27 protein-coding genes are annotated in these 24,362 nt (G+C 57.3%); 16 read left to right on the top strand and 11 right to left on the bottom strand.

Features of this window, described 5'->3' with window-relative positions:
- Positions 1 to 86: 86 nt before the first annotated feature.
- Both ACP7AJ_RS11915 and ACP7AJ_RS11910 read left to right on the top strand, forming a co-directional pair.
- Positions 87 to 1,139: a sensor histidine kinase gene (locus tag ACP7AJ_RS11915; protein ID WP_426060426.1), complete on the top strand. Its 1,053-nt coding sequence runs from the start codon at positions 87 to 89 to the stop codon at positions 1,137 to 1,139.
- A 170-nt stretch (positions 1,140 to 1,309) separates the two neighbouring features.
- Complete coding sequence (locus tag ACP7AJ_RS11910) at positions 1,310 to 2,023, top strand: RluA family pseudouridine synthase (RefSeq protein WP_426060425.1); 714 nt, start codon at positions 1,310 to 1,312, stop codon at positions 2,021 to 2,023.
- Between the two features lie 6 nt (positions 2,024 to 2,029).
- Here the strand turns inward: ACP7AJ_RS11910 and ACP7AJ_RS11905 are convergent, their stop codons facing one another.
- Positions 2,030 to 3,493 carry a hypothetical protein gene (locus ACP7AJ_RS11905; protein ID WP_426060424.1) on the bottom strand — a complete coding sequence of 488 codons (1,464 nt, stop codon included), beginning with the start codon at positions 3,491 to 3,493 and terminating at the stop codon, positions 2,030 to 2,032.
- Positions 3,494 to 3,703: 210 nt separating this feature from the next.
- Here ACP7AJ_RS11905 and rplM point away from each other — a divergent pair, with 210 nt between their 5' ends.
- The 5 genes from rplM to ACP7AJ_RS11880 all read left to right on the top strand — a co-directional run bounded on the left by rplM (position 3,704) and on the right by ACP7AJ_RS11880 (position 6,720).
- Positions 3,704 to 4,156: a 50S ribosomal protein L13 gene (gene rplM, locus ACP7AJ_RS11900; RefSeq protein ID WP_092670442.1), complete on the top strand. Its 453-nt coding sequence runs from the start codon at positions 3,704 to 3,706 to the stop codon at positions 4,154 to 4,156.
- 36 nt (positions 4,157 to 4,192) lie between these two features.
- Positions 4,193 to 4,579 (top strand): 30S ribosomal protein S9, encoded by a 387-nt coding sequence (gene rpsI / locus ACP7AJ_RS11895; RefSeq protein WP_035563789.1) that lies wholly within the window; start codon positions 4,193 to 4,195, stop codon positions 4,577 to 4,579.
- An 18-nt stretch (positions 4,580 to 4,597) separates the two neighbouring features.
- Positions 4,598 to 5,365 carry a 30S ribosomal protein S2 gene (gene rpsB, locus ACP7AJ_RS11890; protein WP_426060423.1) on the top strand — a complete coding sequence of 256 codons (768 nt, stop codon included), beginning with the start codon at positions 4,598 to 4,600 and terminating at the stop codon, positions 5,363 to 5,365.
- Between the two features lie 152 nt (positions 5,366 to 5,517).
- Positions 5,518 to 6,354 (top strand): translation elongation factor Ts, encoded by an 837-nt coding sequence (gene tsf, locus ACP7AJ_RS11885; protein ID WP_426060422.1) that lies wholly within the window; start codon positions 5,518 to 5,520, stop codon positions 6,352 to 6,354.
- Between the two features lie 75 nt (positions 6,355 to 6,429).
- A complete protein-coding gene (locus ACP7AJ_RS11880; protein ID WP_426060421.1) occupies positions 6,430 to 6,720 on the top strand; it encodes a hypothetical protein in 291 nt (96 codons plus the stop codon).
- Here ACP7AJ_RS11880 and ACP7AJ_RS11875 read toward each other — a convergent pair.
- The 3 genes from ACP7AJ_RS11875 to ACP7AJ_RS11865 form a co-directional block, all read right to left on the bottom strand.
- Positions 6,706 to 7,725, bottom strand: a complete 1,020-nt coding sequence (locus tag ACP7AJ_RS11875) for a DUF3089 domain-containing protein (RefSeq protein WP_426060420.1) — start codon at positions 7,723 to 7,725, stop codon at positions 6,706 to 6,708. The two genes, ACP7AJ_RS11880 and ACP7AJ_RS11875, sit on opposite strands and share 15 nt — an antisense overlap.
- A gap of 116 nt (positions 7,726 to 7,841) precedes the next feature.
- Positions 7,842 to 8,849, bottom strand: a complete 1,008-nt coding sequence (locus tag ACP7AJ_RS11870) for a hypothetical protein (protein ID WP_426060419.1) — start codon at positions 8,847 to 8,849, stop codon at positions 7,842 to 7,844.
- Positions 8,850 to 8,966: 117 nt separating this feature from the next.
- The gene (locus tag ACP7AJ_RS11865) at positions 8,967 to 9,368 is read right to left on the bottom strand and encodes a hypothetical protein (RefSeq protein WP_426060418.1); all 402 of its coding nucleotides are present in this window, start codon (positions 9,366 to 9,368) and stop codon (positions 8,967 to 8,969) included.
- A 171-nt stretch (positions 9,369 to 9,539) separates the two neighbouring features.
- On the opposite strand from ACP7AJ_RS11865, the gene ACP7AJ_RS11860 reads away from it, so the two are divergent.
- Positions 9,540 to 9,908: a hypothetical protein gene (locus tag ACP7AJ_RS11860; protein WP_426060417.1), complete on the top strand. Its 369-nt coding sequence runs from the start codon at positions 9,540 to 9,542 to the stop codon at positions 9,906 to 9,908.
- A 157-nt stretch (positions 9,909 to 10,065) separates the two neighbouring features.
- Here the strand turns inward: ACP7AJ_RS11860 and ACP7AJ_RS11855 are convergent, their stop codons facing one another.
- Positions 10,066 to 11,661, bottom strand: a complete 1,596-nt coding sequence (locus ACP7AJ_RS11855) for a hypothetical protein (protein ID WP_426060416.1) — start codon at positions 11,659 to 11,661, stop codon at positions 10,066 to 10,068.
- A 236-nt stretch (positions 11,662 to 11,897) separates the two neighbouring features.
- Between ACP7AJ_RS11855 and ACP7AJ_RS11850 the strand changes: the two genes are divergently transcribed.
- The 5 genes from ACP7AJ_RS11850 (at position 11,898) to ACP7AJ_RS11830 (ending at position 15,284) form a co-directional block, all read left to right on the top strand.
- Positions 11,898 to 12,182 carry a hypothetical protein gene (locus ACP7AJ_RS11850; protein ID WP_426060415.1) on the top strand — a complete coding sequence of 95 codons (285 nt, stop codon included), beginning with the start codon at positions 11,898 to 11,900 and terminating at the stop codon, positions 12,180 to 12,182.
- 276 nt (positions 12,183 to 12,458) lie between these two features.
- Complete coding sequence (locus ACP7AJ_RS11845) at positions 12,459 to 13,235, top strand: hypothetical protein (protein WP_426060414.1); 777 nt, start codon at positions 12,459 to 12,461, stop codon at positions 13,233 to 13,235.
- A 69-nt stretch (positions 13,236 to 13,304) separates the two neighbouring features.
- Positions 13,305 to 13,883 (top strand): hypothetical protein, encoded by a 579-nt coding sequence (locus ACP7AJ_RS11840; RefSeq protein ID WP_426060413.1) that lies wholly within the window; start codon positions 13,305 to 13,307, stop codon positions 13,881 to 13,883.
- A 172-nt stretch (positions 13,884 to 14,055) separates the two neighbouring features.
- Positions 14,056 to 14,274, top strand: coding sequence for a CsbD family protein (locus ACP7AJ_RS11835; RefSeq protein ID WP_426060412.1), 219 nt, complete (start codon positions 14,056 to 14,058; stop codon positions 14,272 to 14,274).
- Between the two features lie 179 nt (positions 14,275 to 14,453).
- Complete coding sequence (locus ACP7AJ_RS11830; RefSeq protein ID WP_426060411.1) at positions 14,454 to 15,284, top strand: DUF1206 domain-containing protein; 831 nt, start codon at positions 14,454 to 14,456, stop codon at positions 15,282 to 15,284.
- Between the two features lie 3 nt (positions 15,285 to 15,287).
- Here the strand turns inward: ACP7AJ_RS11830 and ACP7AJ_RS11825 are convergent, their stop codons facing one another.
- Positions 15,288 to 16,511 carry an NAD(P)-dependent oxidoreductase gene (locus ACP7AJ_RS11825; protein ID WP_426060410.1) on the bottom strand — a complete coding sequence of 408 codons (1,224 nt, stop codon included), beginning with the start codon at positions 16,509 to 16,511 and terminating at the stop codon, positions 15,288 to 15,290.
- 283 nt (positions 16,512 to 16,794) lie between these two features.
- Between ACP7AJ_RS11825 and gcvP the strand changes: the two genes are divergently transcribed.
- The gene (gcvP, locus tag ACP7AJ_RS11820; protein ID WP_426060409.1) at positions 16,795 to 19,713 is read left to right on the top strand and encodes an aminomethyl-transferring glycine dehydrogenase; all 2,919 of its coding nucleotides are present in this window, start codon (positions 16,795 to 16,797) and stop codon (positions 19,711 to 19,713) included.
- A 113-nt stretch (positions 19,714 to 19,826) separates the two neighbouring features.
- Here the strand turns inward: gcvP and ACP7AJ_RS11815 are convergent, their stop codons facing one another.
- Positions 19,827 to 20,138 (bottom strand): hypothetical protein, encoded by a 312-nt coding sequence (locus ACP7AJ_RS11815; protein ID WP_426060408.1) that lies wholly within the window; start codon positions 20,136 to 20,138, stop codon positions 19,827 to 19,829.
- A gap of 231 nt (positions 20,139 to 20,369) precedes the next feature.
- On the opposite strand from ACP7AJ_RS11815, the gene ACP7AJ_RS11810 reads away from it, so the two are divergent.
- Positions 20,370 to 20,972 carry a DUF4136 domain-containing protein gene (locus ACP7AJ_RS11810; RefSeq protein WP_426060407.1) on the top strand — a complete coding sequence of 201 codons (603 nt, stop codon included), beginning with the start codon at positions 20,370 to 20,372 and terminating at the stop codon, positions 20,970 to 20,972.
- 79 nt (positions 20,973 to 21,051) lie between these two features.
- On the opposite strand, the gene ACP7AJ_RS11805 is transcribed toward ACP7AJ_RS11810, so the two are convergent.
- The 3 genes from ACP7AJ_RS11805 to ACP7AJ_RS11795 form a co-directional block, all read right to left on the bottom strand.
- Positions 21,052 to 21,411, bottom strand: coding sequence for a DUF805 domain-containing protein (locus tag ACP7AJ_RS11805; protein WP_426060406.1), 360 nt, complete (start codon positions 21,409 to 21,411; stop codon positions 21,052 to 21,054).
- A gap of 57 nt (positions 21,412 to 21,468) precedes the next feature.
- Positions 21,469 to 22,362, bottom strand: a complete 894-nt coding sequence (gene lipA, locus ACP7AJ_RS11800; RefSeq protein ID WP_227784670.1) for a lipoyl synthase — start codon at positions 22,360 to 22,362, stop codon at positions 21,469 to 21,471.
- A gap of 152 nt (positions 22,363 to 22,514) precedes the next feature.
- Positions 22,515 to 23,333 (bottom strand): hypothetical protein, encoded by an 819-nt coding sequence (locus ACP7AJ_RS11795; protein ID WP_426060405.1) that lies wholly within the window; start codon positions 23,331 to 23,333, stop codon positions 22,515 to 22,517.
- A gap of 106 nt (positions 23,334 to 23,439) precedes the next feature.
- On the opposite strand from ACP7AJ_RS11795, the gene ACP7AJ_RS11790 reads away from it, so the two are divergent.
- Positions 23,440 to 23,850: an OsmC family protein gene (locus tag ACP7AJ_RS11790; RefSeq protein WP_426060404.1), complete on the top strand. Its 411-nt coding sequence runs from the start codon at positions 23,440 to 23,442 to the stop codon at positions 23,848 to 23,850.
- Positions 23,851 to 23,944: 94 nt separating this feature from the next.
- Here ACP7AJ_RS11790 and ytxJ read toward each other — a convergent pair whose 3' ends face one another.
- Entirely contained in the window at positions 23,945 to 24,292 is a 348-nt protein-coding gene (ytxJ, locus tag ACP7AJ_RS11785) for a bacillithiol system redox-active protein YtxJ (RefSeq protein WP_426060403.1), read from the bottom strand.
- Positions 24,293 to 24,362: the final 70 nt, after the last annotated feature.

The following is a 24,362-nucleotide window of genomic DNA, read 5'->3' as shown; positions in this document are numbered from 1 at the left end:
TTGCTCATTTTCTTTACGTTCGAATTCAATCTCATACAAAGAGCCGTTTCTTTCCGAACAGCTCCCTGCTAACCGCCCGTTGATAAATGAACCTCTCTTCCCGCACCATTGCCATTCTCATTTCGCTGCTGGTGGCGGGTGTGCTCACTGCCTATGCTCATTTCGGCCCTACCCTTCCCTTTCGAGAAGCTTTTTTAGCGGCGGGGGTCACCGTAGCTGCATGTTTTCTGCTGATTTATCTGTCGTTTGAAGCTCTGATTTTTCGGGAAATCAACGGCATTTACGCGGGCTTGGAGCACATCAAACGCAAGGAGTTCAAGCATCTCAGCAACAAGTTCCTGTTTCGTCCCGAACCTGTGAAGCGCGTGCGCGATGAAATCCTGCTCATGGCTGAGCGCCGCCAACAGGAACTGGACGAGTTGGTGCGCCTGCAGGCCCTGCGCCGCGAGTTTCTGGCCGATGTGTCGCACGAGCTTAAAACGCCACTTTTCGCCGCTCAAGGCTTTGTTCACACCATCCTCGACGATGAAGACGACGACATTGACCTGGCTACCCGCCGCAAATTCCTGAGCAAAGCTGCCGCCAGCCTCGACACGCTCGATGCCCTGGTGCAGGACTTGGTCACGATTGCGCAGCTCGAAAAAGGCGTGGTGCGGATGCGTCGCCAACGCTTCGACCTGATTGCGCTGGTGCGTGAAATCTTTGAGCTGCTGGAGCAGCAAGCGGCCCGGCGCGGCACAGCCCTGGAGCTGTTCCCCCCTGACCTAGCGGCGGAGATGCCCGTTGTCGCCGACCGCAACCGCATCCGCCAAGTGTTGGTCAATTTGATTGACAACGCCATTAAGTACGGCCGCGAGAATGGACGAGTGGTCGTAGCGTTGGTAGAAAGTGGCCGCACGGTGCGCATCGCCGTGCGCGACGATGGGGCCGGCATTGCACCCGAACACCAGGCCCGCATCTTCGAGCGGTTTTACCGCATTGATAAAAGCCGCTCGCGCGAATCTGGCGGGTCGGGCCTGGGGCTCGCCATTAGCAAGCACATTGTAGAGGCGCATAAGTCCAGCATTAAGGTAAAAAGCACCATTGGCGAGGGCACTACGCTGGAATTCAAGCTGAATAAACCCAAGACCCTTGGGTAGGCAGAGGACGCAAATCGAATGGTACTGCTGAGCACCGGCCACGTATGGCTGCTGCTTGGCTTCGTTACTGCTTCATTGTAATTTGTATATCCCGCTGGCCTGTACCAGCAGCACAGGCATTGAGCGGCGTCACGCAGCGTGCCCCGTTAGCCGTACCTTTGGGGCTCCGTATGAAGCTTCCTAATTTTTCCGACCTCGTTATTTTCGAGAACGACGATTACCTCATCGTCAACAAGCCCCCGTTTCTGGCTACGCTCGACGAGCGGGTGGGCGGCGCACCCAACATGCTGCGCTTGGCCCGTCAGCACCACGACGACATCCAGGCGGCCCATCGCCTCGACCGCGAAACCAGCGGCGCGCTGGCTTTTGCCAAAAACCCCGAGGCCTACCGCCACCTCGCCATGCAGTTTGAAAACCGCGAGGTAAAAAAGCAATACCACGCCGTGGTGTGGGGCACTCCGCAATTCAACAACGAAGTGGTGGAGCGTAGCATCGAAAACACCACGCGCGGCAAAGCCCGCCTCGCCTACAAAGGCAAGCCGGCCGAAACGCACTTCACCACCCTCGAGAACTTTACCCGCCACTCGCTCATCTTGTGCGAGCCCATCACCGGCCGCATGCACCAGATTCGCCTGCACCTGATGTACCTGCAGGCGCCCATCGTGGGCGACACGCTTTACGGAGGCGAAGATTTTTTCCTTTCCTCGCTCAAGAAGAAGTTCAACATGAAGGCGGGGGAAGAAGAGCAGCCCTTCATTAAACGGTTTGCGCTACACGCCATGCGGCTTCAGTTTAGCGGGCTAAATGGCGAAGAAATCTCGGTAGAGGCCCCTTACCCCAAAGATTTTCGGGTGTTGGTAGAAGCCCTGCGGCAAAACCAGTAAGCCTCCTTAGCGCACGCGCTCAAAGATGATAATGCGCGTGGTATCGCGCTCGGGGCGCTCAGGGTGCCGAGGAAGCGAGTCCTGCCAGAGCTGGCGGAAGCGCGCATCCGAAAGCATCTTATTGAGTTGCACATGGCCCTCAACGGGCGCATACCAATCGTCCCAAACCAGCAGCCCGCCCACTGGCAGCGAAACTACTTGCCCGGCCTCATTCAGCACGATGGCGGGGTGCGTCTTGGGGTCGAAGAAGTTGTTGTTAGTTGCTACCGCCACGTAAGGGAACTCGTAGGCCAAGGGCCGTGCCTCCTGGCCGTAGGTCTGGCGCAACCAAGCGGCAGCATTTTCCACCACTTGCTGGTCGGGCGGGCGCGTAAGGTCGCGTTGCCAGGCAAAATCATGGCCCCGTTCTAAGGCGGGAAATAGCAAGATAGCTATGGCCAGCACCGTGCGAATGCCCCACCGGGCAGTGCGCGTCTGGCCCACGCTTGTCACGCCAGCTAAGCCATTGAGAGCCACTATGGCAAAAAGCGGGACTGTTACCGTGAGCACACGTGTCAAGCCGAAGGAATTAAACAAGCCATAGGCCCAGAATATGGAGTGAGCGACCACGAACACCGTGATGCTTCCGTAAACCAGAAGAAGTTCGGCACTGAACAACGGTGTCTGGCGGCGCTCCCGCTGGAAAGAGTCGTACACCATGCGCGCAGCGCCAATCAGGGCTAGCCCCCACAGCACCCGCCCCAGCAGGTTGGGCATGTAGTCTAGAAAATGGTCCCAGACTCCGTGCCCGTACACCGAGACCGTGGCGTACGGGTTATGGCCGAACACCCAGCTTGCATCGCCCAGCACTACCGCTCCTACCGCGCTGAACACCGCATACCCCAGCAGCAATAGCGGCAAGAGTTTCCATTGGCGCTGCACCATTAGGTACACTGCCCAAACACCAATAATGATAAACCCTTCGGACCGCACAAAAGGCAGCCAGGATATGAGGGCCGCTGACCAGCCAGGCCGGTGGGTAACAGCCAGTGCCACCGCCCCCACTAACACCAAGCCAAAGAGCGGCTCCGTAAGACCGGAGTATTGAATCAAGAAGTAGTCAGGAGCGGCATAGGCAAACACAATAGCCAGGTAGGGGGCAGGCAGACCCAGGGCGCGGGCTACCACGAATGCACACCAGGCCGATAACGCAACCACCCCACACTGAAACAGCTTCATTCCAATGAATCCAGCCTGTGCCGGGCCTGAAGCCAGCAAGGTAAACAGCGGCTTGGCCCAAGAATCCAGATAGTTCATGGGGTACTGGAAGGCATCCCGGGCAAACAGGAAGTGCTTAATGCTGTCGCCAGAATCGAACGTACTCTCGGTAATGAACGCCAGCACCACCGATACTGTCAGAAAGCCAGCCAGAAACACCTGGGCAATGCGCACCGAAGCAAAAGATTTAGGAATAACGTCGGGCGTGTTCATAAGCATTAATGGGCATAAAAGTACGCTTAGACTGCTGTGGCCGTCGTACTACTCCACCCGCCCTGGTCCATGGCTAGGACTAATCTAGAAAAACTCCTAGCATACGTTTGTCTATTTGCCCATAAATCAGTACCTTTGTGTCCGTTTTTCCCGAAGCCCAAGCAGCTTCGAACTCTTATTCAATAGTTTAGCATACCTTTTTTTCGACTCATGGACCACCTGAGCTTCAAGACGACCCACGTCAATAAGGCCAACGCCCAGAAGAGCTGGGTTATCGTAGACGCCAGCGTAGCCCCGCTGGGCCGCGTTTGCTCGCAGATTGCCAACATTCTGCGTGGCAAGCACAAGCCTTCGTTTACCCCCAACTCGGACTGCGGTGACAACGTCATCGTTCTTAACGCAGACAAGCTGCGCGTAACGGGCAAAAAAATGACCGAGAAGGTCTACATCACCCACTCGGGCTACCCCGGCGGCCAGAAGCGTCGCACCGTGCGCGAGCAGATGGACCGCGACTCACGTCGTGTTATCGAGCACGCTGTGAAAGGCATGCTGCAGGGCAACAAGTTGGGTTCGGCTCAGTACCGCAACCTGTACGTGTACGCCGGCACCGAGCACCCCCACGAGGCGCAGCAGCCCGTTGCTATCGAACTCAAAAACCTGTAAGCCACAACGGTTTACTTTCTTTAATTTTTCCACTAAATGGCAATTACCAACACCTCTGGTAGAAGAAAAACCTCGGTGGCCCGCATATACATGCAGGCCGGGCAAGGGAATATCACTATCAATGACCGGGACATGAAGGCGTATTTCAGCAACGAGTTGCTGGAAAACGTTGTGAACCAGCCCCTGGCAATTCTTGAGCAAGTCGGCCAGTACGACATCAAGGTGAACGTAAAAGGCGGCGGCATTTCGGCTCAGGCCGAGGCTATCCGTCTGGCAATCACCAAGGCTCTGGTTAGCGACAACGAAGAAACCCGTCCCGCTCTGAAGAAGGAAGGCTTCCTGACCCGCGACCCGCGCATGGTGGAACGCAAGAAATTCGGCAAGCGCAAGGCTCGTCGTTCGTTCCAGTTCTCGAAACGCTAAACCAGGAGGAAATATATCATGGCTCAGACGACTTATAAGGACCTGCTCGACGCAGGTGCCCACTTTGGTCACCTCACCCGCAAGTGGGACCCCAAAATGGCGCCGTACATCTTCATGGAGAAGAACGGCATCCACATTATTGACCTCAACAAAACGCTGGTTTCGCTTGACTACGCTGCCACTGCTATTCGCAACATCGCGAAGAGCGGCCGCAAAATCATGTTCGTAGCCACGAAGAAGCAGGCGCAGGAAATCGTTACGACGGAAGCCGAGCGTTTGAAGATGCCTTTCGTTACCGACCGGTGGCTGGGTGGCATGCTCACCAACTTCGCCACGGTTCGCAAGAGCCTGAAGAAGATGGCCACCATCGACAAGATGGTGAAAGAGAACACGGCCTACGCCGCTCTCGCCAAGCGCGAGAAGCTGATGATGTCGCGTGAGCGCGCCAAGCTGGACCGCGTACTAGGCGGCATCGCCGACCTCGGCCGTCTGCCCGCAGCGCTGTTCGTAGTAGACGTGAAGCGTGAGCACATTGCCGTGAAAGAAGCTCAGAAATTGGGCATCCCAGTGTTTGCTATCTGCGACACGAACTCGAACCCCGAATTGGTTCAGTTTCCGATTCCTGCCAACGACGACGCCTCGAAGTCCATACAGCTCATCGTAGGCGTGATTGGCAAGGCCATCGAAGACGGCCTGTCGGAGCGCAAAGTTGACAAAGAAGACGCCGACCGTAAGGAAGCCGATGAGGCTGCCATTGCTGAAAAAACGGCTGCTGACGAAGAATAGTCCCTTCTTAGCTCTTTGAAAAAAGGGAACCTTCGAGTAGCTAGGCTCCGGAGGTTCCCTTTTTCTTTTTGTAGCGCGGACTTTCAGTCCGCGACCCTTTTCAAAAACAACCCTTCACTTAATTCGCGGACTAAAAGTCCGCGCTACTTCCAATGGCCGCTATTACCGCCGCAGACGTAAACAAGCTCCGCACCATGACCGGTGCCGGCATGATGGATTGCAAAAAAGCCCTGACCGAAGCCGATGGCGACTTCGAAGCTGCGCGCGACATCCTGCGCAAGGCTGGTCAAAAAATCGCTGACAAGCGTGCCGAAAACGAAACGTCGGAAGGCTTTGTAGCCGTAAGCGTGAGCGAAGATGGCAGCAACGGCAAACTGGTTGCCCTGGCCTGCGAGACCGAGTCGGTAGCCAAAGTGGCTAACTTCCGCGAGCTGGTTCAGCGCATCCTGGACGCGGCTGTGCGCACCAACGCCACTAGCAAAGAAGAGTTGCTGGCTGTGAAGGAAGACGATGGCCTGAGCATTCAGGAGCACATCACCGACCTGATGGGCAAAATCGGCGAGAAGCTGGACTTGACCTACGCTACCCTGACCGCTGAGAAAGTAGCTTCGTACATCCACTCCGACAGCAAGAAAGGCGTACTCGTAGGCCTGAAGAACGTAGGCTCGGCCGACGCTGCTGCTGTAGGCCGCGACGTAGCTATGCAAATTGTAGCCATGAAGCCTGTAGCCGTTGACAAAGACGGTGTGGACTCGGCTACAGTTGAGCGCGAAATTGAAATCGGCAAAGAGCAGGCGCGTGCCGAAGGCAAGCCTGAAGCCATGCTGGAGAAAATTGCCCAAGGCAAGCTCAACAAGTTCTACAAGGAGCAGACCCTGTTGAACCAAGAGTTTGTAAAAGACAACTCGCAGACCATCGCCCAGCTGCTCGACAGCAAGTCGAAAGGCATGACGGTTTCGGACTTCAAGCGTGTAGTTATCGGCGCTTAATTGCGGATTTTGGCTTAAATAGAAAGCCCCGCTGGCATTGTGCCGGCGGGGCTTTTTTGTTGCCGTAATTGTGGTATGGACAACCTACGCAAAGCGGCATACCGAGGAATTCTGTACAACTTTCTTTTGAATGTCAGAACATTCCCAATGCCTTTAGTTGATGACGCAAGGGCCTCGACCATTGGAAAATATGCTGGACCAGTAGCTTATCAACTGCATAACTTAGCTCTTGCTTCAATGCATGACTTTGCGAACTTTAATGAAGCCGTTTTCTGGGCGTCAATAGATGTATTCAACAGCAATAATCCTGACACCCAAATCTCGCATTTCCGCATTGAGTTCGAGCAGGACTTACTTGATATTTGATTGCCACGCCCGAACCCGCGCCTTAGCATTCTGGCGAATGTTCATGTAGAACAGACCATAGTCGGCAATGTGGAAGGAATGTCGCAGTTCGGGGCGGCCGGGGAGCAGGAAGCGTGGGTAGCCGCCGAGCTTTGGTGGAGTTACCCAGAGCAAACCACGGTGGACTTTGGCATCAGTTACCTGGGGGTCGATGCGCTTAAAGTCCTGGCTCACGCCGCCGCGGTTGAGAGTGGCTGGGGCAAATAACGTATCGAGCGACCAGGTGAGGGGATTGGTAGAAGCAAACGTTTGGAAAGGCGTAAAATCATTGCCGGTAGCAACGGCATTGTAACTAACAAAGCAGCCAGTAGCCAGGGAGTCGGCGCAGGGACGGATGGTCTGGTACTCGTCGGGCTTCACCTTGTAGCCGATGAGGTATGCGGCCACGAGTTGGCGGCGCAGCTTAGAATCATTCTCAAAAAAGTCATGGAGCAGGCGCGTGGCGTGAGCCGTGCCCTGGCTGTGGCCGGCAATGATGATGGGACGCCCCTGGTTGTGGTGGGCCAGGTAGTACTGAAAAGCTGCTTTTACGTCGAAATATGCGAGGTCGAGGGCGGCTTGTCCATTGGGTGTTTGTTCGTCGAAAAATGAATAGAGCGTGGCTTGACGGTAGCGCGGGGCATAAATACGCCCTGCGGCGTTGAAGGCAGTCGCTTGGTGGCGAATGGTGCTGCGGTCGGTGAAGCGGTTGAGTTTGCTAACGGCAAGGTCGGCGTTCCAAGCCGCCGACCGATAGAACGTGGTGGGATGAACGAAGAAGACATCGGCCGCGGCCGTGGCTTGTTCGTCGCGCAGGCCCGAGTTGTAAGGCACTGCATCGGCAGAATCGCGGCGGGTGGGCAGCGCGGCCCAGCAACTATCCAAGGCGTAATTGGGACCGGAGGCAGGCGTGTAAGCAGTAAAATCGCGGCGCGGCTTGAGCAGGGTAATACAAGAAGCAAGCGACAAACCAACGAATACCAGCACGGGAAGCCCACGCGCAACTGGTAAGCAGGCGCTGAGCAACTTATAAACAGGGAACACAGGAATAGGTAAACTAAGAGGTAGATCAGCCAGACTTATAGGGTCAAAAACGAACCCTTTTACTGGGCGGGTGGCCAGGTAGAAAGGTACTTAGGCTGGCCGTCTTCGCCGTATAACAAGCTCAGGGGCTCGGCGGGTTTCCGGACAACATCGGCCAGAGTGATGTTCCAGCGCTGCCACATTTCGGCCAGGGCCTGGGTGTAGGCGCTGTTTTCCCAGGGGTTAAAGATGGCGCCGGTCACGTCGTCAATCAGCGCATCGAAAACTAGTTTCGTATCGCCGGGACGGGGGGCCCGGGGATAGATGTCGGGCACGACGTGCAGCAGGTGAGCGGCGTAGTACACGCGGGCCTTGAACTCGGCAATCTGCACGGGGTGCAGGGGCCGTTGGGCATCTTGGTACACCTTGCCCATGGCTTGGCCGATGAGGCCGATGTCTACCAAACAAGCTACCAGCACAGTCTTATCAAGCTTGATGCTGAAGACGAGCGTGTTGAGGTCGTCGTCGTACTCGAAGGGCGTAACGTCTTCGGTGGGGTCAGCTTCGAGCACGAAAACCGACCCAGGCACGAAATCGGCATATTCGGTGGGCACGCGCAGGCCTTGCAGCAACTGAAAAAATGCCTGGAAGCGGCGAACGAGGGCCGCGTTTTCGGCCAGGGGGTACTTGGGCTTTATCAGCGGCTCGAACTCGTTCAGCAATTCGGTGATGAAGATGCCGTAGAACATCTTGCCCATCCACAGGAACAAGGTGTCGTCGCCGAGGGCGCGCAGGGCGGCTGGGCCCTCGGCTGCCGCCGCCGCTACACTACTCTCCAGCTCGTGTATGCGTTGCTGCACGGCGGGGCTGGCGGGCAGGCGCAAGTCGCTAAACTGCACCGTACGCTGGTCGAGCAGCTGTATGGGGCGCTCGGCCAGCTGGTAGCGGGCCTGCAGCCAGTCGGCAAAAACGGGAAGGGTGTCGTCGGGGCCTACGGGCTGGCCGCTGAGAAAGCACGTAGTGGAGCCGAAGCGCATGCCATCGAACGGGTCGTAGGGAATGAGGTCGGTGGGGGTAAGCTGGGACATAAAGAAGTAGCGCGAACTTTGTAGCGTGCCACTGCACCCTGGGGACGAATCCGGAAGGGGCAGCGGCGCGCTACAAAGTTCGCGCTACGGCGGTTAGGGAACCAGGTCGGACTGAATTTAGCGCGACAGCGACGAGCCAGCCTTGATAAGCATTTTGCTCAGATTATTCAGGGGCCCGCTGTATTCGCCGGGGGCGTCTTCGGCTACTTTAGCGGTTTCGGCGCCGAGAGTAGCCAAAACCTCGGCAATGTCGTGCGAAGGGCTTTTGGGGTCGGCCAGCAGCTCATCGAGCTGACGCAGCCCTTGCTTGATTTTGGCCAAGCCAGGGCGGTCTGAAGAGGACAGAACCGCCTCCCAGCGCTCAATTTCGACGCGGCCCTGAGGCCCGGAATTAGTGGGCGTACTGGCTGTCAGAAACGTGAGCGTATCGTCGAGCAGGGCAGTATTTTGTTGGTCGGTCACAGCCAGTGGCACTTCGGGTGTGGCGGGCGTGTGCGGGGTGGCAGCGGTGGAATCCATGGTGGGTTGGAAGTAAGGAGGATACAAGAGGGCTATACTAGTGCGGAGACTAAAAAGTTAACTTGCCCCGGGCTTGTCTGGTGTTTGAGGTAGCACGTATGACCGTAATCGGGTTACCTTTCCGAGGTGGTTTTGATTAATTATTATTCGTTCACTGTAATTTTTTTTCTCGTGAAAACCTCGCTCAAAACATTGCTCGCCGCCACAATAGTGGCTTTTAGCAGCGCTTGTACCGAAACCGAAAAGCAAAATGCCGACGCAACTGGCGACCGAGTGGAAGCCGACCTCGACAGAACTGGCGACAAGATGGAAGCCGCCGCACAGAAAGCCGGTGACAAAATGGAGGCTGCTGCCGAGAAGCTGGAAGCCAAAATGGAAATTGCCGGAGATAAATTGGATGCCAAAATGAAAGCTGCCGGCAGCAAGATGGAAGCCGCTGCGGACAAGTTGGATGCCAAAATGAAGAACAGGGGCAATGCCGACAAACGCTCGAATGCACAAGCAAAAGAGAACGCCGAGGACGCTGCCCGCAGAAACTAAAAGGCGCTTTCCCGTACGCCCCAGGTCTACTGAAGAGTTGCCAGCTGTCAGGCCGTGAAGCGTCTTATCGGCTAGAACAATCGTTCTCCAATGTTTAGGATGCTGCGCAGCTTGGCAGCTGGCAATGGCTCATAAGTGGCGTTGGCCCTTTAATCAACTACAGCGTGGAGGCTTCCATCAGCACCTCATAGTAAGGGCGGCCGAGCATGCGGGCCCGCAACCAGGCATAAAAGCTGATGGCCTGCAAATCTTCGCGCTGCAGGGGCAGCGAATCCGGCAAGTCAGCCACCTGGGTCGCGAAATCGGGTTGGCGAGCAGTTGCGGGATTCTCAATGATTTTACGCACCAGGGCCAGGTAGCTTAGCACATAGAGATAGGGCCCGCCGCTGGGGCTGGCCACGGACAAGGCCAGGTTAGCGTCTCCGGAAGCGGCTTCGGCACTGGCAGATTCGGGGGCAAGGGCGGCGGGAAAATGCTCGCGCAGCGTACGCTCAACAGCATGCAAACGGCCCAAAGCCAAATCGGGGTTGCCAAGCTCAATCTGGATAAGCATCTCGCCCAGGTTGCGATTGAGCAGCCACTCCAGGCCCATGTGCTGTTCCAGCCAGTGGTCGGTGCGGCCCAAGCTTATCAGGGTGTGGTTGGCACGCTGATACATGCCCTCGGCAAAATAGTGGAAGCTAAGCTGCAAACGCGCCGTGAGGTCATCACCCAAAGGCAGGGTTACCGGTCCCTTCAGCAGCTTTTCCAACAACCCAATGCTATCGGCGTTGCGGCGCAGAAAGGCGTAGTTAGCACCCAGCAGCATGGTAAAGCGAGGCCAAAACTCGGTTTGCTGCCGGCTGGGCATAGCGGCCAGCAAGGCCCTACCCTGCTCCAGGTACTCCACCGACTGGGCAAAATGCCGCGAGCGGTACAGCGCATGGGCCAGCATGTAAAGCAGCTTGAGCTGGTAGCCGCGCTGAGCGGGCGCAAACCCGTGTCGGCGCTCCATTATCTTATAACAACGCTCGATGAAAGGCGCAAACGAGGCAAAGTCGCGGCGCACCAACATGGCGCTGCGGGCAATGGACATAAGCCGGCTCAAAAGCGAAGGGGAACGGGCAAAGGCTTCCTGCAGGTCGTACTCGGCGAGGATTTCGCGCATAATGGCGTCGAACGACACGCCGGCCCGGCCCCGAACCCGGGCTTCGCGCAGGCGTAGGCGCAGGAGGCTATCGGCAATATTGGCGCGCTCTTCCTCATCAGCGGCTTTTTTGTTGATGTGACGGCGGGCAATAATTTCAGCCAGCGGCTCGGCATGGGGCGAGTTGGCGTACTGAATCTGCAGGTTGTACACCGCGTTCAGGGGCTCGTACTGCTCGTTGTCGCGGGCCAGCTTTTCGGCTTTGCGCAGGGTGCTCCAAGCTAGGCGCGGAATACCGGCCTCGAACAAGTACTGAGCCAGGGTGAGTTGCCCGCGCACCGAAGCGGCGGCCGTGGTGTCGAGTTGGCGCTGGCGCAGCAGCAGGAAGTCGGTGAGGTGGCGCAGCAGGCGCTTGCGCAGCGCATAGTAAGCCACGGGGTTGGGCTCGGCGGGGTAGAGCTTGGCTATTAGCTGAGGAGCGCTGAGCTCTTTGGGCTGCACCAGCAATTCGTAGAGGCGGGAGTCCTGCCGACCTGAGGTTTTGCGCCGCTGGCGCTGAATAAATACTCCGAAGTCGCGCCGCTCATCGGGGCCCAGCGTTAAAAGCGTCGTGCGCAGGTCATCCATGCAAGCAAATTACGAAGCGAACACCATGCAAGACAACATCGAATTTTACCTATTGATAATCATAGGATTATGCATGGACAAAAGACCAGCTAGCACACTCAGCCGTGGTGTAAGGTCGGAGCTACAATTGCTTAGCTACTCGTAACCAAACTTCTATATACCGGGTAAAAGCAGGTTACCTTTTGGTAGATTCTTGATTAAAGATGACTTTTCATCAACTCTTTCTTTCCAATACTATGAAACTTTCCCTCAAATCCCTGTTCGTTTTGGCTGCATTTGGTGCTTTTGCTACCACCTCCTGCTCTGAGCAAAAAGCTGAAAACGCAGCCGACAGCGCTGAAAACGCTGCTGAAAACGCTGGCAACGCAATGGAAAATGCTGCCGAAAATACTGGCAATGCCATGGAGAATGCTGTTGACAACGCCAAAGAGGACATTGCTCGTGAGCCCGGCGATACCGCCATCGTGCGCAACCGTCCTGCCAACAAGATTGTAGAGCAAACTCCTGATAAAAAAGACTAGTTAAGCCTCGGCTTAACTGTCCCCCAAAGCCCTGCTACTTCAGTAGCAGGGCTTTTTGTTTATACATGCCCAAGTTTGAGAGAGACACACAGCTACTATAGCAATAAAGCAGACTTCTTGCTAATATCTCATAATAATTATCTTACTTACTGATTATAAACCTAATATATAGCGCATGCGTGCTTTTATAAAGTCTGATAAACTATAAAATGAGTTAGCGTTCTGTAGATGGTTAGTTCACCTTTACGCATGGTTTCACCTAATCTCTATTTCACCATGTACACGCGTTTACTCTTCACCTTACTGGCCTGCCTGATGCTGATTAGCTCGGCGCACGCCCAAGACCTGCTCACCAAGCGCAACGGCGACGAACTGACTGTTAAAGTGGTTGAAATCACCCCGGCTGAGGTGAGGTACCGGCGCACCGACAACCCCGACGGCCCGGTCATCAGCGTGTGGCGGTCCGACGTGTTTATGATACGCTACGCCAACGGCACCAAGGAAGTGTTTGGCAACGGTGCGGCACCTGCCAGTTCGACGGCTCCAAGCTCGGCGACACGGGAACCCCTGCCGGGCGAAGTACCCGTAGTGAGTAACGCCTCGCCCAACGACGCCATTCTTTCCGAGCCCATTCATCTCGACGGACCGCGCATAGGCTTCACGGTATTGTCACCGGGTGTGGTGGACAAAGCGCGCGATAGGGGCACTGAGCTGAACCCCTTTCTTACGCAGTTTGGCTGGCAGTTTGAGAGCCGGCTCTTTCGGCTGCCCAACGGCTTGAGCGGGCTGGTAGAGTTTGTGCCCCTGATTGGCGGGCTCGAACAGGGCAAGTTCATCCCCAGCATCAGCGGCTTGGTGGGCATTCGGGGGGCCAAGGGCTTCGAATTTGGCATGGGCCCAAACCTCACGCCGCTAGGCGCCAATATTGTACTGGCCATGGGCACATCCATTCAGTCCAATGGCATCAACTTCCCCATCAACCTGGCCGTGGTGCCGGGTAGCGATGGTGTGCGCTTCAGCTTGCTAGTAGGCTTCAATGCCCGCCACCGCTAACAAGGCCCGGCTATGGGAACCCCTGCCCCGCTTCCGAGGCCCATCCGCAGGCCTATCATTTGTTTGCTGATGGCCTTACTGAGCCTGCTGGCCGGCCCCGCCCTGGCCCAGAACGACACCATCCTTCGCACCAACGGCGACGATATACCCGGCCGCGTACTTTCTGTGTCGCCACTGGAAATCAGCTACGTGGCAGGCACCGATACAGTGCGCGTGCCCTCAGCCAGTGTCTTTTTAATTCGCTATGCCAACGGCACAAAGGAAGTTATTGCGCGCCTCACCACACCGCCCGAGGACCCAGCAAAGCTGCTGGAAGGCCTGAGCGATGCCCAGTTGGCCGCCCGCGGCCGCGCCGACGCGTTGGTCCGCTATCGAGGCAGCAACGTGGTAGCCGGCTCCGCAGTTACTACCTTCTTCTGCGGTCCCCTGTTGGGCTTGGTTTCTACGTCTATCATCGCCAACTCGCCGGTGAAAGCGCGCAGCTTCGGCACGCCCGCCCCCGCCCTACTGCCCAATGCCAGCTACGCGGCCAGCTACTACCAGCAAGCCAACTCCACAAAGCGCCGACAGGCCTGGAAAGGCTACGGCATTGGAGTGGGCTTGCAGCTATTGCTGATAGGCGTGCTGATTGGCACCGCGGGGCAATAAGCCCGGCTGATAAGTGAAGCTCGCTCACGCAAAACGAGCTTGGCGGTGAGCCAACAAGATTCCGGCTTTGGGGAGCGGTAGCTCAACCCTAACCCTAGCTAGGGCGTACATATACCACGAATTCCACCTTCCCACCCATCTTTCCTTCCTTCCATATTTCCTCTCCTCACCCATGGACCTCAACCAGAATAACCTCAACTACCAAACCGAGCTGAAAGCTCGCGGTAACTGGAACCAGCTCAAGGGCGAAGCCAAGCAGAAGTGGGGCAACCTCACCGACGACGACCTCAATTACGAGGATGGCAAACAAGACGAGTGGTACGGCCGCTTGCAAGAGAAGACCGGCCATGCCGTTGAAGACATCAAGAGCTGGTTTAACCGCACGTTCTAACCCGTAGCAACACCGATGAGATAATGCGCCTTCCAATCCACACGCATTACTTCATTTAGAAAGCTCTTTCTGGCAACAGAAGGGGCTTTTTGCTTTGGGCTTAGTCCTAACACCCAACCTTTGCCTGCGGGTAGCGTGTATTCGAAATCATCACTCAATTCTTTTGACCAGTACCTGCTATGTCTGCCTCCGATACCCTTCTTTCAGCCGTTCCCCAGTCGCCCTCAGCCGGCATTAAAGCCTTGGCCCGTTTTGGCTTTGCCGCCATCGGAATTGTGTATGTATTGATGGGCGTGCTAGCCCTACTTGCCGTTACGGGCTTGGGTCGTGGCGCCCGCGCCGACCGCGAGGAGGCTGTGCAGCGCCTGCAGGACCTGCCGGCTGGCAACGTTATGCTCGGGCTGATTGCGTTCGGCTTGTTGGGGTACATTGTGTGGCGCTTCACCCAAGCGATTCGCGACACCGAAGACAAGGGAACGGGCCTAAAAGGCGTGGGCACGCGGCTCTGGTACATCGCCAGCGGTTTGCTCTATGGAGGCCTGGCCCTCTATGCCGGGCGCCTCGCCCTGAACGGCCGCACCAATAAAGGCGCCGACACCTCCCAAACCCTCACAGCCAAAGTGCTGGGCTGGCCCGGCGGCGACTGGCTCATCATCATTCTGGGAGTGGTGATTATTGGCGTTGCCATCTTTCAGGTGTACCGGGCTTATTCCGGCCAGTTTCAAAAAGACGTGAATGCCAGCGGCCTCTCGCCCAATCAGGAACAACTCGTGTACCGCGCTGGTCAGGTTGGTTTCACGGCCCGGGGGCTGGTACTGGCCATTTTGGGCTACTTTTTTGTGCAGGCAGGGCAGCAGTCGCGGGCTTCGGCCGTGGGCGGCACAGGCGAAGCCTTTGACTTCCTGGCCAAAATGGGCCCGATTGCGCTGGGCACCGTGGCGGCGGGGCTGGTGGCCTACGGGCTGTTCATGCTGGTGCAGGCCCGCTATCCCGTGTTGCGCGGCCTCTAGCGCTTAGGCTTTTGCGGTTTCAGCCACGTAGTCGGCCAGGTATTGGTAGCGGGGCATCAGCTCGCCGTCTCGGGCAATGGTGGCGCGGGCAATGATGCCTTCGCTGTCGTTGCCTACTAAGTGGGGCAGCACGTTATCGAGCAGCTGGCGGCCGAAGTCGCGGCTGGCGTTGCGGGGCAGTTCGCAGGGCAGGTTATCGACGGCCATCACCGTGATGTTGGCGGGGCGGGCGTAAGGAGCCTCCAACTCGCCGGTGAGCGGGTTGTAGTCGAATGCCGGGTCGGCAATGGAGCTGCTGCGCTTGGTGGTAGGCACCGAGCCGTTGACGTCGCAGGTGACATCGGCAATGGTATTGATGCGGAAATCCGGCCGCTGGGTGTCAGCCTCTTCAAACAGCCTCGGCGCCGAGGGATGCCAGTAGGCGCAGGCAATGAGCAGGTCCGTCACGGGCAGAAACAGGTCAAAGGTGGATTCGTACTCCTGCGGATTGGCATGAAAATCGGCGGTATCCCACACGCGGCCGTCGCGCCGGCGGTTGTAGTCGGAGCTACGCAGCTGCGTGTACACTGGCTCCTTGAAAGTCAGGTACAGGTAGTCGTACACGCTCACGCGGCGGATGCCCATGCGGTCGAGCACTTCCAAGGCGCCTTTGGCTACCCGGCCCGAGCCCGTGACCACCATTTTGATGGGCGGCAGCTTTTTCACCTTGAAAAACTCTTCCTGCATGTCGTCCATGTCGAGGCATTCGTGGGCGGGCTTGAGGGCAAAGAGCCGGTGCTTGCGGCCGTAGGTGAGCAGGGCGTTGTAGGCTCCCACGATGCCCGCGTACCGCCCAAAGGCCACAATGCGCTCGCCCTGGGCATTGGTTAGCAGCTCATAGTCAATCAAGGTTATCTTTTTGTTGAGCACCTCGCGCAGCAGGTTGCGGTTGGCCGGCTGCTTCTTCACGGTATGGGAGAAAAAGAGGTAGGTTTTCCCTGCTATGAGTTGGGCTGGAGGTACTTCCTTCACGCCCATCAGCACATCGCAGCCGGAAATATCCTCCCGCACTTCGAGGCCCAGGTCGCGGTACTCCTGGTCAGAGTAGCCGCGCACGGGACTGCTTTGCACTACAACGGTCAGGTTGGCAAAGGTGGCCTGAGCTTCTACGCACTTCTTAGGGGTGAGCGGTACGCGCTTGTCAGGAGGCGTTTTGCCTTCGCGAATGAGGCCGATGGTGAAAGACATAGCTGGAATTGGGGATGGAAGTGATTGGTCTGTCGTCCGGAGCTTGCGAAGGGCCTTATCAAGGTTGAACAACGGGCAGTGATTACCGAAGACGCGAGCGTGATAAGGTCCTTCGCAAACTCAGGACGACAGACAATGCGCTCAGTACGACAGGCGCCAACGCAGCAAAATTACGGTTTTGCTACCAGTCGGCCGGACCTTTTAGGGCTTACCTTTGTTAAGGAATCTGAACCTGAAAATCACCACGTCAATACCGTTTCCCATCCCACCATTTCTCGCCTTTATGACGCTGAAACCCCAGCTTGCCGACGTTTTTGAACACCGCCATAACGCGCCTGGCGCCGACGAGCAGGCGGCCATGCTCCGCACCATCGGCGTGAGCAGCATCGAGCAGCTTATCGACGAAACCGTGCCGCCGGCTATCCGCCTCAAGCGCCCCCTGGAGTTGCCCGAAGCCCTCAGCGAGCGTGCCTTCTTGGCCAAGTTCAAGCAGATTGCGGGCCAGAACCAAGTGTTCAAGAGCTACATCGGCCTGGGCTACCACGACACCACTTTGCCTCCGGTTATTCAGCGCAACATTCTGGAAAACCCGGGCTGGTACACGGCCTACACGCCCTACCAGGCCGAAATTGCCCAGGGCCGCCTCGAAGCCCTCATCAATTATCAGACGATGATAATTGACCTCACCGGCCTCGAAATTGCCAACGCCAGCTTGCTCGACGAAGGCACCGCTGCCGCCGAGGCCATGCATATGCTGCACAGCCAGACCAAGAAAAAAGGCGCGCACCAGTACTTCGTGTCCGACCAGGTGCTGCCCCAGACCATCGACCTGCTGCGCACCCGCGCTACGCCGGTGGGCATTGAGTTGGTGGTGGGCGACCACCGCCAAATTGACCTGAGCAACGAAGGCTTCTTCGGCGTCATGGTGCAGTACCCCGCCGCCGACGGTGAGGTGTTCGACTACAGCGACTTCATCAGCCATGCGCGCGCCAACAACGTTTTTGTGGTGATGGCTGCCGACTTGCTGGCGCTCACGCTGCTCACCTCGCCCGGCGAGCTTGGTGCCGATGTCTGCGTGGGCAACTCGCAGCGCTTCGGGGTGCCCATGGGCTACGGCGGACCGCACGCCGGCTTCTTCGCCACCAAAGACCAGTTCAAGCGCGTGATTCCTGGCCGCCTCATTGGCCAGAGCGTCGACGCCGCCGGCAACAAGGCCTACCGCATGGCCCTGCAAACCCGCGAGCAACACATCCGCCGCGAGAAGGCAACCTCGAACATTTGTACCGCGCAGGTGCTGCTGTCCGTGCTGGCCGGCATGTATGCCGTGTATCACGGCCCGCAGCGCATCCTGCAGTTTGCCGTGAACACCCACAGCCTAGCCCAAACCCTGGAAGCCGGCCTGAAGAAACTGGGTGTTGACCAGACCAACGAGAACTACTTCGATACCTTGAACCTGCGCCTCGAAAGCGCCGAGCTGCAGCAGTCGCTGCGCCAGGAGGCCGAAGCTGCCCGCATCAACTTCCGCTACTTCGACGAGGTGCGCGTGGGTATTTCGCTCAACCAAAATACCGAGTTGCACGATGTGAATGACATCCTCGATGTCTTTGCCAAGGTGCTGGGTAAGGAAGCCGAACAGCTGATGAGCCTGCCTGAGGAACTGGAACTGACCTGGCCCAAGAGCCTGATTCGTACCAGCGAATACCTCACTCACCCCGTCTTCAACACGCACCACGCCGAGCACGAGCTGCTGCGCTACATGAAGCAGCTGGAAAACAAAGACCTCAGCCTCGCGCACAGCATGATTCCGCTGGGCTCGTGCACCATGAAGCTGAATGCCACCGCCGAGATGATTCCGGTGACTTGGCCCGAAATTGGGCAGCTCCACCCCTTTGCGCCCCTCGACCAAACCAAAGGCTACCAGCAGATTTTCTCGGACCTGCAGGCCTGGCTGTGCGAAATCACTGGCTTTGCTGCCGTTAGCTTGCAGCCCAACTCGGGCGCGCAGGGTGAATACGCGGGCCTGCTGGCCATCCGGGGCTACCACGAGGCCCGCGGCGACCACCACCGCAACGTGTCCCTGATTCCGGCTTCGGCCCACGGCACCAACCCTGCCTCGGCCGTAATGGCCGGCATGGAGGTAGTGGTGGTGAAGAGCACCGAAGATGGCAACATCGACGTAGCCGACCTCAAAGAGAAAGCGGCCAAATACGCCGACCGCCTCTCCTGCCTGATGGTGACCTACCCCAGCACGCACGGCGTGTACGAGGAAACCATCATTGACATCTGCAAAACCATTCACCAGCACGGCGGCCGCGTGTACATGGACGGCGCCAATATGAATGCCCAAGTGGGCCTCACCTCGCCCGCCAACATTGGCGCCGATGTGTGCCACCTCAACCTGCACAAAACCTTCTGCATTCCGCACGGCGGCGGCGGCCCCGGCGTGGGTCCCATCGGCGTAGTGGCCGATTTGGTTCCTTACCTGCCCGGCCATGCCGTGGTAGCCGTAGAGGGCCGTTCCAACGGCTCGGTTTCGGCGGCGCCCTGGGGTTCGGCGAGCATTCTGCCCATCAGTTACGCCTACATCTCGATGATGGGCGGCGACGGCCTGCAGCGCGCTACGCAACTCGCTATTCTCAACGCCAACTACATCAAGGCTCGTCTTGAAGAGCACTACCCGGTGCTGTATTCGGGCAGCCACGGCCGCTGTGCCCACGAGATGATTCTGGAGTGCCGCCACTTCAAAAAGGCTGGTATTGAAGTGGAAGACATTGCCAAGCGCCTGATGGACTATGGCTTCCATGCTCCCACGGTGAGCTTCCCGGTGGCCGGCACGCTGATGATTGAGCCCACCGAAAGCGAAAGCAAGGACGAGCTGGACCGCTTTTGCGACGCCATGATTTCTATTCGCAAGGAAATTGCCGAAATAGAGTCGGGCAAAGCCGATGCCAAGGACAATGTGCTGAAGCACGCCCCCCACACTGCCGCTACTGTGCTTGCCCACGAGTGGAATCGCCCCTACACCCGGGAGCAGGCCGTGTACCCCATGGAGTACGTGCGCGCCGCCAAGTTCTGGCCCAGCGTCAGCCGAATTGATTCAGCCTACGGCGACCGCAACCTCATTTGCAGCTGCACGCCCATTGAGCAGTACGCCGACAAAGAAGAGGAATTGGTTCAGGCCGATAAAGGCCCATCGTACTAATGCCTGACCTGGTGTTGCGATAGCACCGACTGAAAACAAGAAAGCCCGATTCGATGAATCGGGCTTTCTTGTTTTCAGCAACCTAAGTTTGCTTCGAATCAGGCGATAATATGCTATTTGTTCCCCCGCTCGCCGAAGCAACGACGGTCCATGTAGCCAACTTTAGTTTGGCCGTCTTTGTCGAGGCGCACCCGCACGAAGTAAGCGTTGATGGTGTCAGTTACTTGTACTTCGTTGCCGGCCGTGGTTTGCGCCAGCACAATTGATGTTTTCTTCATTCCATCGTACACGGGGCAGTTCACAATGGTATTATACGCCACGGGAGTCCGGTTTCCGGGGGTCGTCTGCATTTGTCCGTCGCGGGTGGTAGAGCAGGCAGCTAGCAGGCCGGTGATTGCCAATAGCAAAATGGCGGTACTTTTCATTGACGACGCGAAGGTGTTGAGTGGAAATTCGGGGGTAAGGTAGGACAAAATCCGTTTATACCAAATTAAAATGCAGATATCTGCCGTTAAGAAGATAGGCCAGCACGCTGCCAGAAAGTTGAACGCCAGGGCATGTTTCATCGTTATAATTGCAACTCCTAAACCTGCTCTTTTCTTCCCGAAATACAGCGCTTTGGGCCCGTCAACTAACCTGTCTTTTTCTAAGATTATATGAACCGCATCACCCGTTTCCTGGCTCGCCCAGCTGCTCTGGCAGCAATGAGCATTGCGTTGTTGCTGGGCACCAGCGCTTGCTCTACCTCTTCTCGTGTGGGCGTGACCAACGATTTTGACCACTCGGTCAACTTCCGTGCTTTTAAAACCTGGGCGTGGTATCCACAGCAGCCCGTCGACACCGAGGGCGGCCCCGCCAAAGGCTATGAGTCGTTCCTAGATAAGCGCATGCGTGCGGCCGTTTCAGCCGAGATGACACGCAAAGGCCTTACCGAAGTAACGAAAGCTCCCGATATCTACGTGGCCTACAGCGCCCGCGTAGAGGACAAGCAGCAAGTATCTCCTTACTACAACGGTATGGGTTATCCTTACGGCTACGGCTGGGGCGGCTTCTACGGCCGCGGCATGCAGCCCGTGACGCAGTACAAAGCTGGCACAGTCGTGATTGATATCATCGACGCTCGCCGCAAAGAACTTGCTTGGCGTGGTACCGGTCAGGCTCAGGTCGACCAGAATACCATCAACGAAGCTGAAACCCTGCGCATCGTGAACGGCATCCTGGGTACTTACCCTCCCCAGGACGGCAACGCCCGTCGTTAATTCTTCTTCCAGTCAAATGAAAGGCCGCTCCAACTCTGGAGCGGCCTTTTTTTCTAGTGTTATCGCGGCGAATGCAAACTCATTCAGGAGCCTGGCTGCTGGCAATATCAGCCGACAAAAGTAGGGTTGGGCGCTTGGGGTCAGGGCCAAAACGGTTGGGCCCTATTGTGCCTTGCACAAACTGCAAACCAGCACCCATTACGTAATTGCCCAAGGGGAACAGAATTACCAAGAGCCACCACGCGCTGAGGCCAAGGTCGTGCAAACGGCGCAACATCTGCACTACTACCAAGTAGCTAATCCCCATCAGCCCTAATGTGGCAACCAGTTCAGTTATGCTGCCAAGCACCGTTGCTGGCAAAAGCGAAGGCAAAGCATAAAACCCGAAGCCCAACACGTAGAGCAGCGGCACGACTCTAAAGAAGTGCCGCCGCCGCATGCGCCCCCTGGCGCCGCATGCGCCCCCTGGCCGTGAAGAAGACCATGAGACGACTGACTAAACCGGAACGTTTACGTGGCGCTCGGCGTGGTAGGAGCTGCGCACCAGCGGGCCGCTTTCCACATATTTCAGGCCGCGCTTCAGGCCCTCTTCTTTGTAGTGGGCAAACTGGTCGGGAGTGATGAATTCAGCCACGTCGAGGTGGCGCTTGGTGGGCTGCAGGTACTGGCCGAGGGTCAGAATGTCGAGACCGTTGGCCACGAGGTCGTCCATGGCCTGGTAAAGCTCGTCGGCCTTTTCGCCCAAGCCCAGCATGATGCCTGACTTGGTGCGGTGCCCAGCCAGCTTGGTGCGCCGAATCTGCTCGAGGCTGCGGTCGTAGCGGGCCTGCGGACGCACGAGGCGGTAGAGGCTGCCCACGGTTTCGATGTTGTGCGAAATCACCTCCTGGCCGCCCGAAATCATCACATCCAGCGCGTCCCAGTTGGCTTTCACATCGGGTATCAGCGTTTCGATGGTGGTGCCGGGGCTTAGCTGCTTGGTGAGCACCACGGTTTCGCGCCACACGCTGGCGCCCCGGTCCTTGAGTTCGTCGCGGTTCACGCTGGTAATGACGGCATGCTTCACTTTCATGAGCTTGATGGCCTCGGCCACGCGCCGGGGCTCATCGAGGTCGTACTCGGTGGGGCGGCCCGTAGCTACCGCGCAAAACGAGCACGAGCGGGTGCAGATGTTGCCCAGAATCATAAACGTGGCCGTGCCGGCGCCCCAGCACTCGCCCATATTGGGGCAGTTGCCGCTCTCGCAAATGGTGTGCAGCTTGTGCTCGTCCACGAGGCGGCGCACGGCGGCGTACTCTTCCCCCACGGGCAGCTTTACCCGCAGCCAGTCGGGCTTGCGGGGGCGGGCAGGCGCAGCCGTTTCGGGCTGAATAACGGGCAAATCAATCATTGTATAAGAAGGAATGAAGAATGAAGGAGGAATTTATCCTCGGCCCATTCGATACTATGCACTAACAAATTTACGGTGCAATTGATGCGCCTTACCTATCTGCCGGCACCGGGTCTTCGTTCTTCATTATTAATTTCTCACCGGGCGTAGCCCTAGGAGCGGTGCCCAAAGTAAAGAGTGAGGTACACCGAGGGAAAAAATTGCCGGTTCAGCACGTCCTTTTCGGAAAGAATGGTGGGGCTGAGTATGAGCAGGCGCTTGGTAAAACCTTCCACCAACACCCCTACTTCCATGCCCGTAACGGCATCGCGGTAGCGGCCGTATTCGAAACTAAGGCCCCCGCGCAAATGAAAGCCTGGCACCACTTTGGTTTGGCTAATGCCGCTGAAGAGAGGCCCGCGGTCCAGAATGGAATTGATGTCGGTATGCTTGGTCGGGTCGAACTGCTCGTTCACAATTTCGTCGGCAGCCAGGTTAGGCGGTGTCCCCGACTTGGCCGAGGTGCGGTCGTAGGCGATGTAGTAAGGCAGAAGCAAGCCAAACGAGGGACCTGCACTCAGCAAGGCATTTACCTGCACGCCGGCATCGGCAGCTTTGCGAAACAGGACGCGCTGCACGCCCACCGAGGGCCGTAGCACAAATGCGTAATTAGATTTAAGGTAGATGTAGCTACCGCCTACAATGGTGTTGCGGCGCTCCTCTTTGGCGTTCTTAAGCATAACGCCTTCGATGCTCCAGAAGCGCAGCATCTGGTCGTCGAGCACGCGCGTAGAACGCACCGACACGCCGCCCAGCAGGCCACCCTGGGTGTTGAAGTTGACCCCGTACACGAACTCCTTATGGTAGGACTGTTCATCGGACGGCGCCGCTGACAAGGCCTTGGACCGCGCTGGGGCCTGAGCCTGTGCTTGGGCAGCGACGAGCAAAACAGCGCCCAAAGGCCCCAGAAAACGAGAAGTGAAGAAATACATAGTCAACCAGAATTGAGCCCGACCTGACGCCACAGGCGCGGCGCATAAAGTAGTACGTAAATTAGCTAACGAAGAAACAACTTTTTAAAGGTAACTCCCTGACTTGATGAACACCGCTACTGCCCGCTACGCGGGCCAACTCCGTACCGAGGCCACCCACGTAGCTTCGGGCAACGTTATTCAAACGGATGCCCCCACTGATAATCACGGCCGAGGCGAAGCTTTTTCGCCAACCGATTTGGTAAGCACTGCTCTCGGCTCGTGTATGATGACGGTAATGGGCATCGTGGCCGAGCGCCATCAACTGAGCCTAGCTGACAGCACCTTTGCCATAGTGAAGCACATGAGCGCCGAGGCTCCGCGCCGCATTGCGCAAATTGATGTGACATTTACCTTGCCCGCCGCCCTCTCGCCCAGCGACCGGGCCCTGTTGGAACGCACCGCCCGCACCTGCCCCGTTACGCTGAGCTTGCACCCAGACATCCGGCAGAACGTGGTGTTTTTATACGAATCGTGAGAACGAGGCGGTAGTGAGGGGAGCAGTGAAAAGGCGCTTCGTTTCGTAAGTGTGTGTGGATAGGGAGCAAGTAATAGCATCCCTTCGCACTTGCTTACCCCGCTACCTTCGCCGATACATCACTGAGGCGAATCCCCATGTGCGAGGCATCGTACTGGCATTCGCCGTTTTTGATGAGCAGCAGTTGGGGCGACTCGTGGCGAATTCCGAACTGGTCGGCAATCTGGGCTGAGAGCGGACGAAAACGCAGCAAATCGAGGTAGTAGATGGGCACATTGGCCAAGCCACTGTCGGCCCACTGGCGCTCAATCTTGCTTTTGGCAGCAGCGCTGATGGAGCACGTAGTGCTGTGCTTAAAGATGAGCACAGGCTGTTCGTGGGATGCCTGCGCCAGTTCGGTTAGTTGTTCGGGCTGGGTTAGGGGGAGCCAGGGAGTAGACATTTTTGCTTGTAAAGTGTAAGTAATTATCGGTAATTTGCTGCTTGGAAAGTGGAGCTAGGCCTTCGGTTCC

Source organism: Hymenobacter sp. B1770, from assembly GCF_049896385.1.
Classification (GTDB): Bacteria; Bacteroidota; Bacteroidia; order Cytophagales; family Hymenobacteraceae; genus Hymenobacter.
Note: the sequence above shows the minus strand (reverse complement) of the source record. Positions and strands in the feature narration are given on the sequence as shown.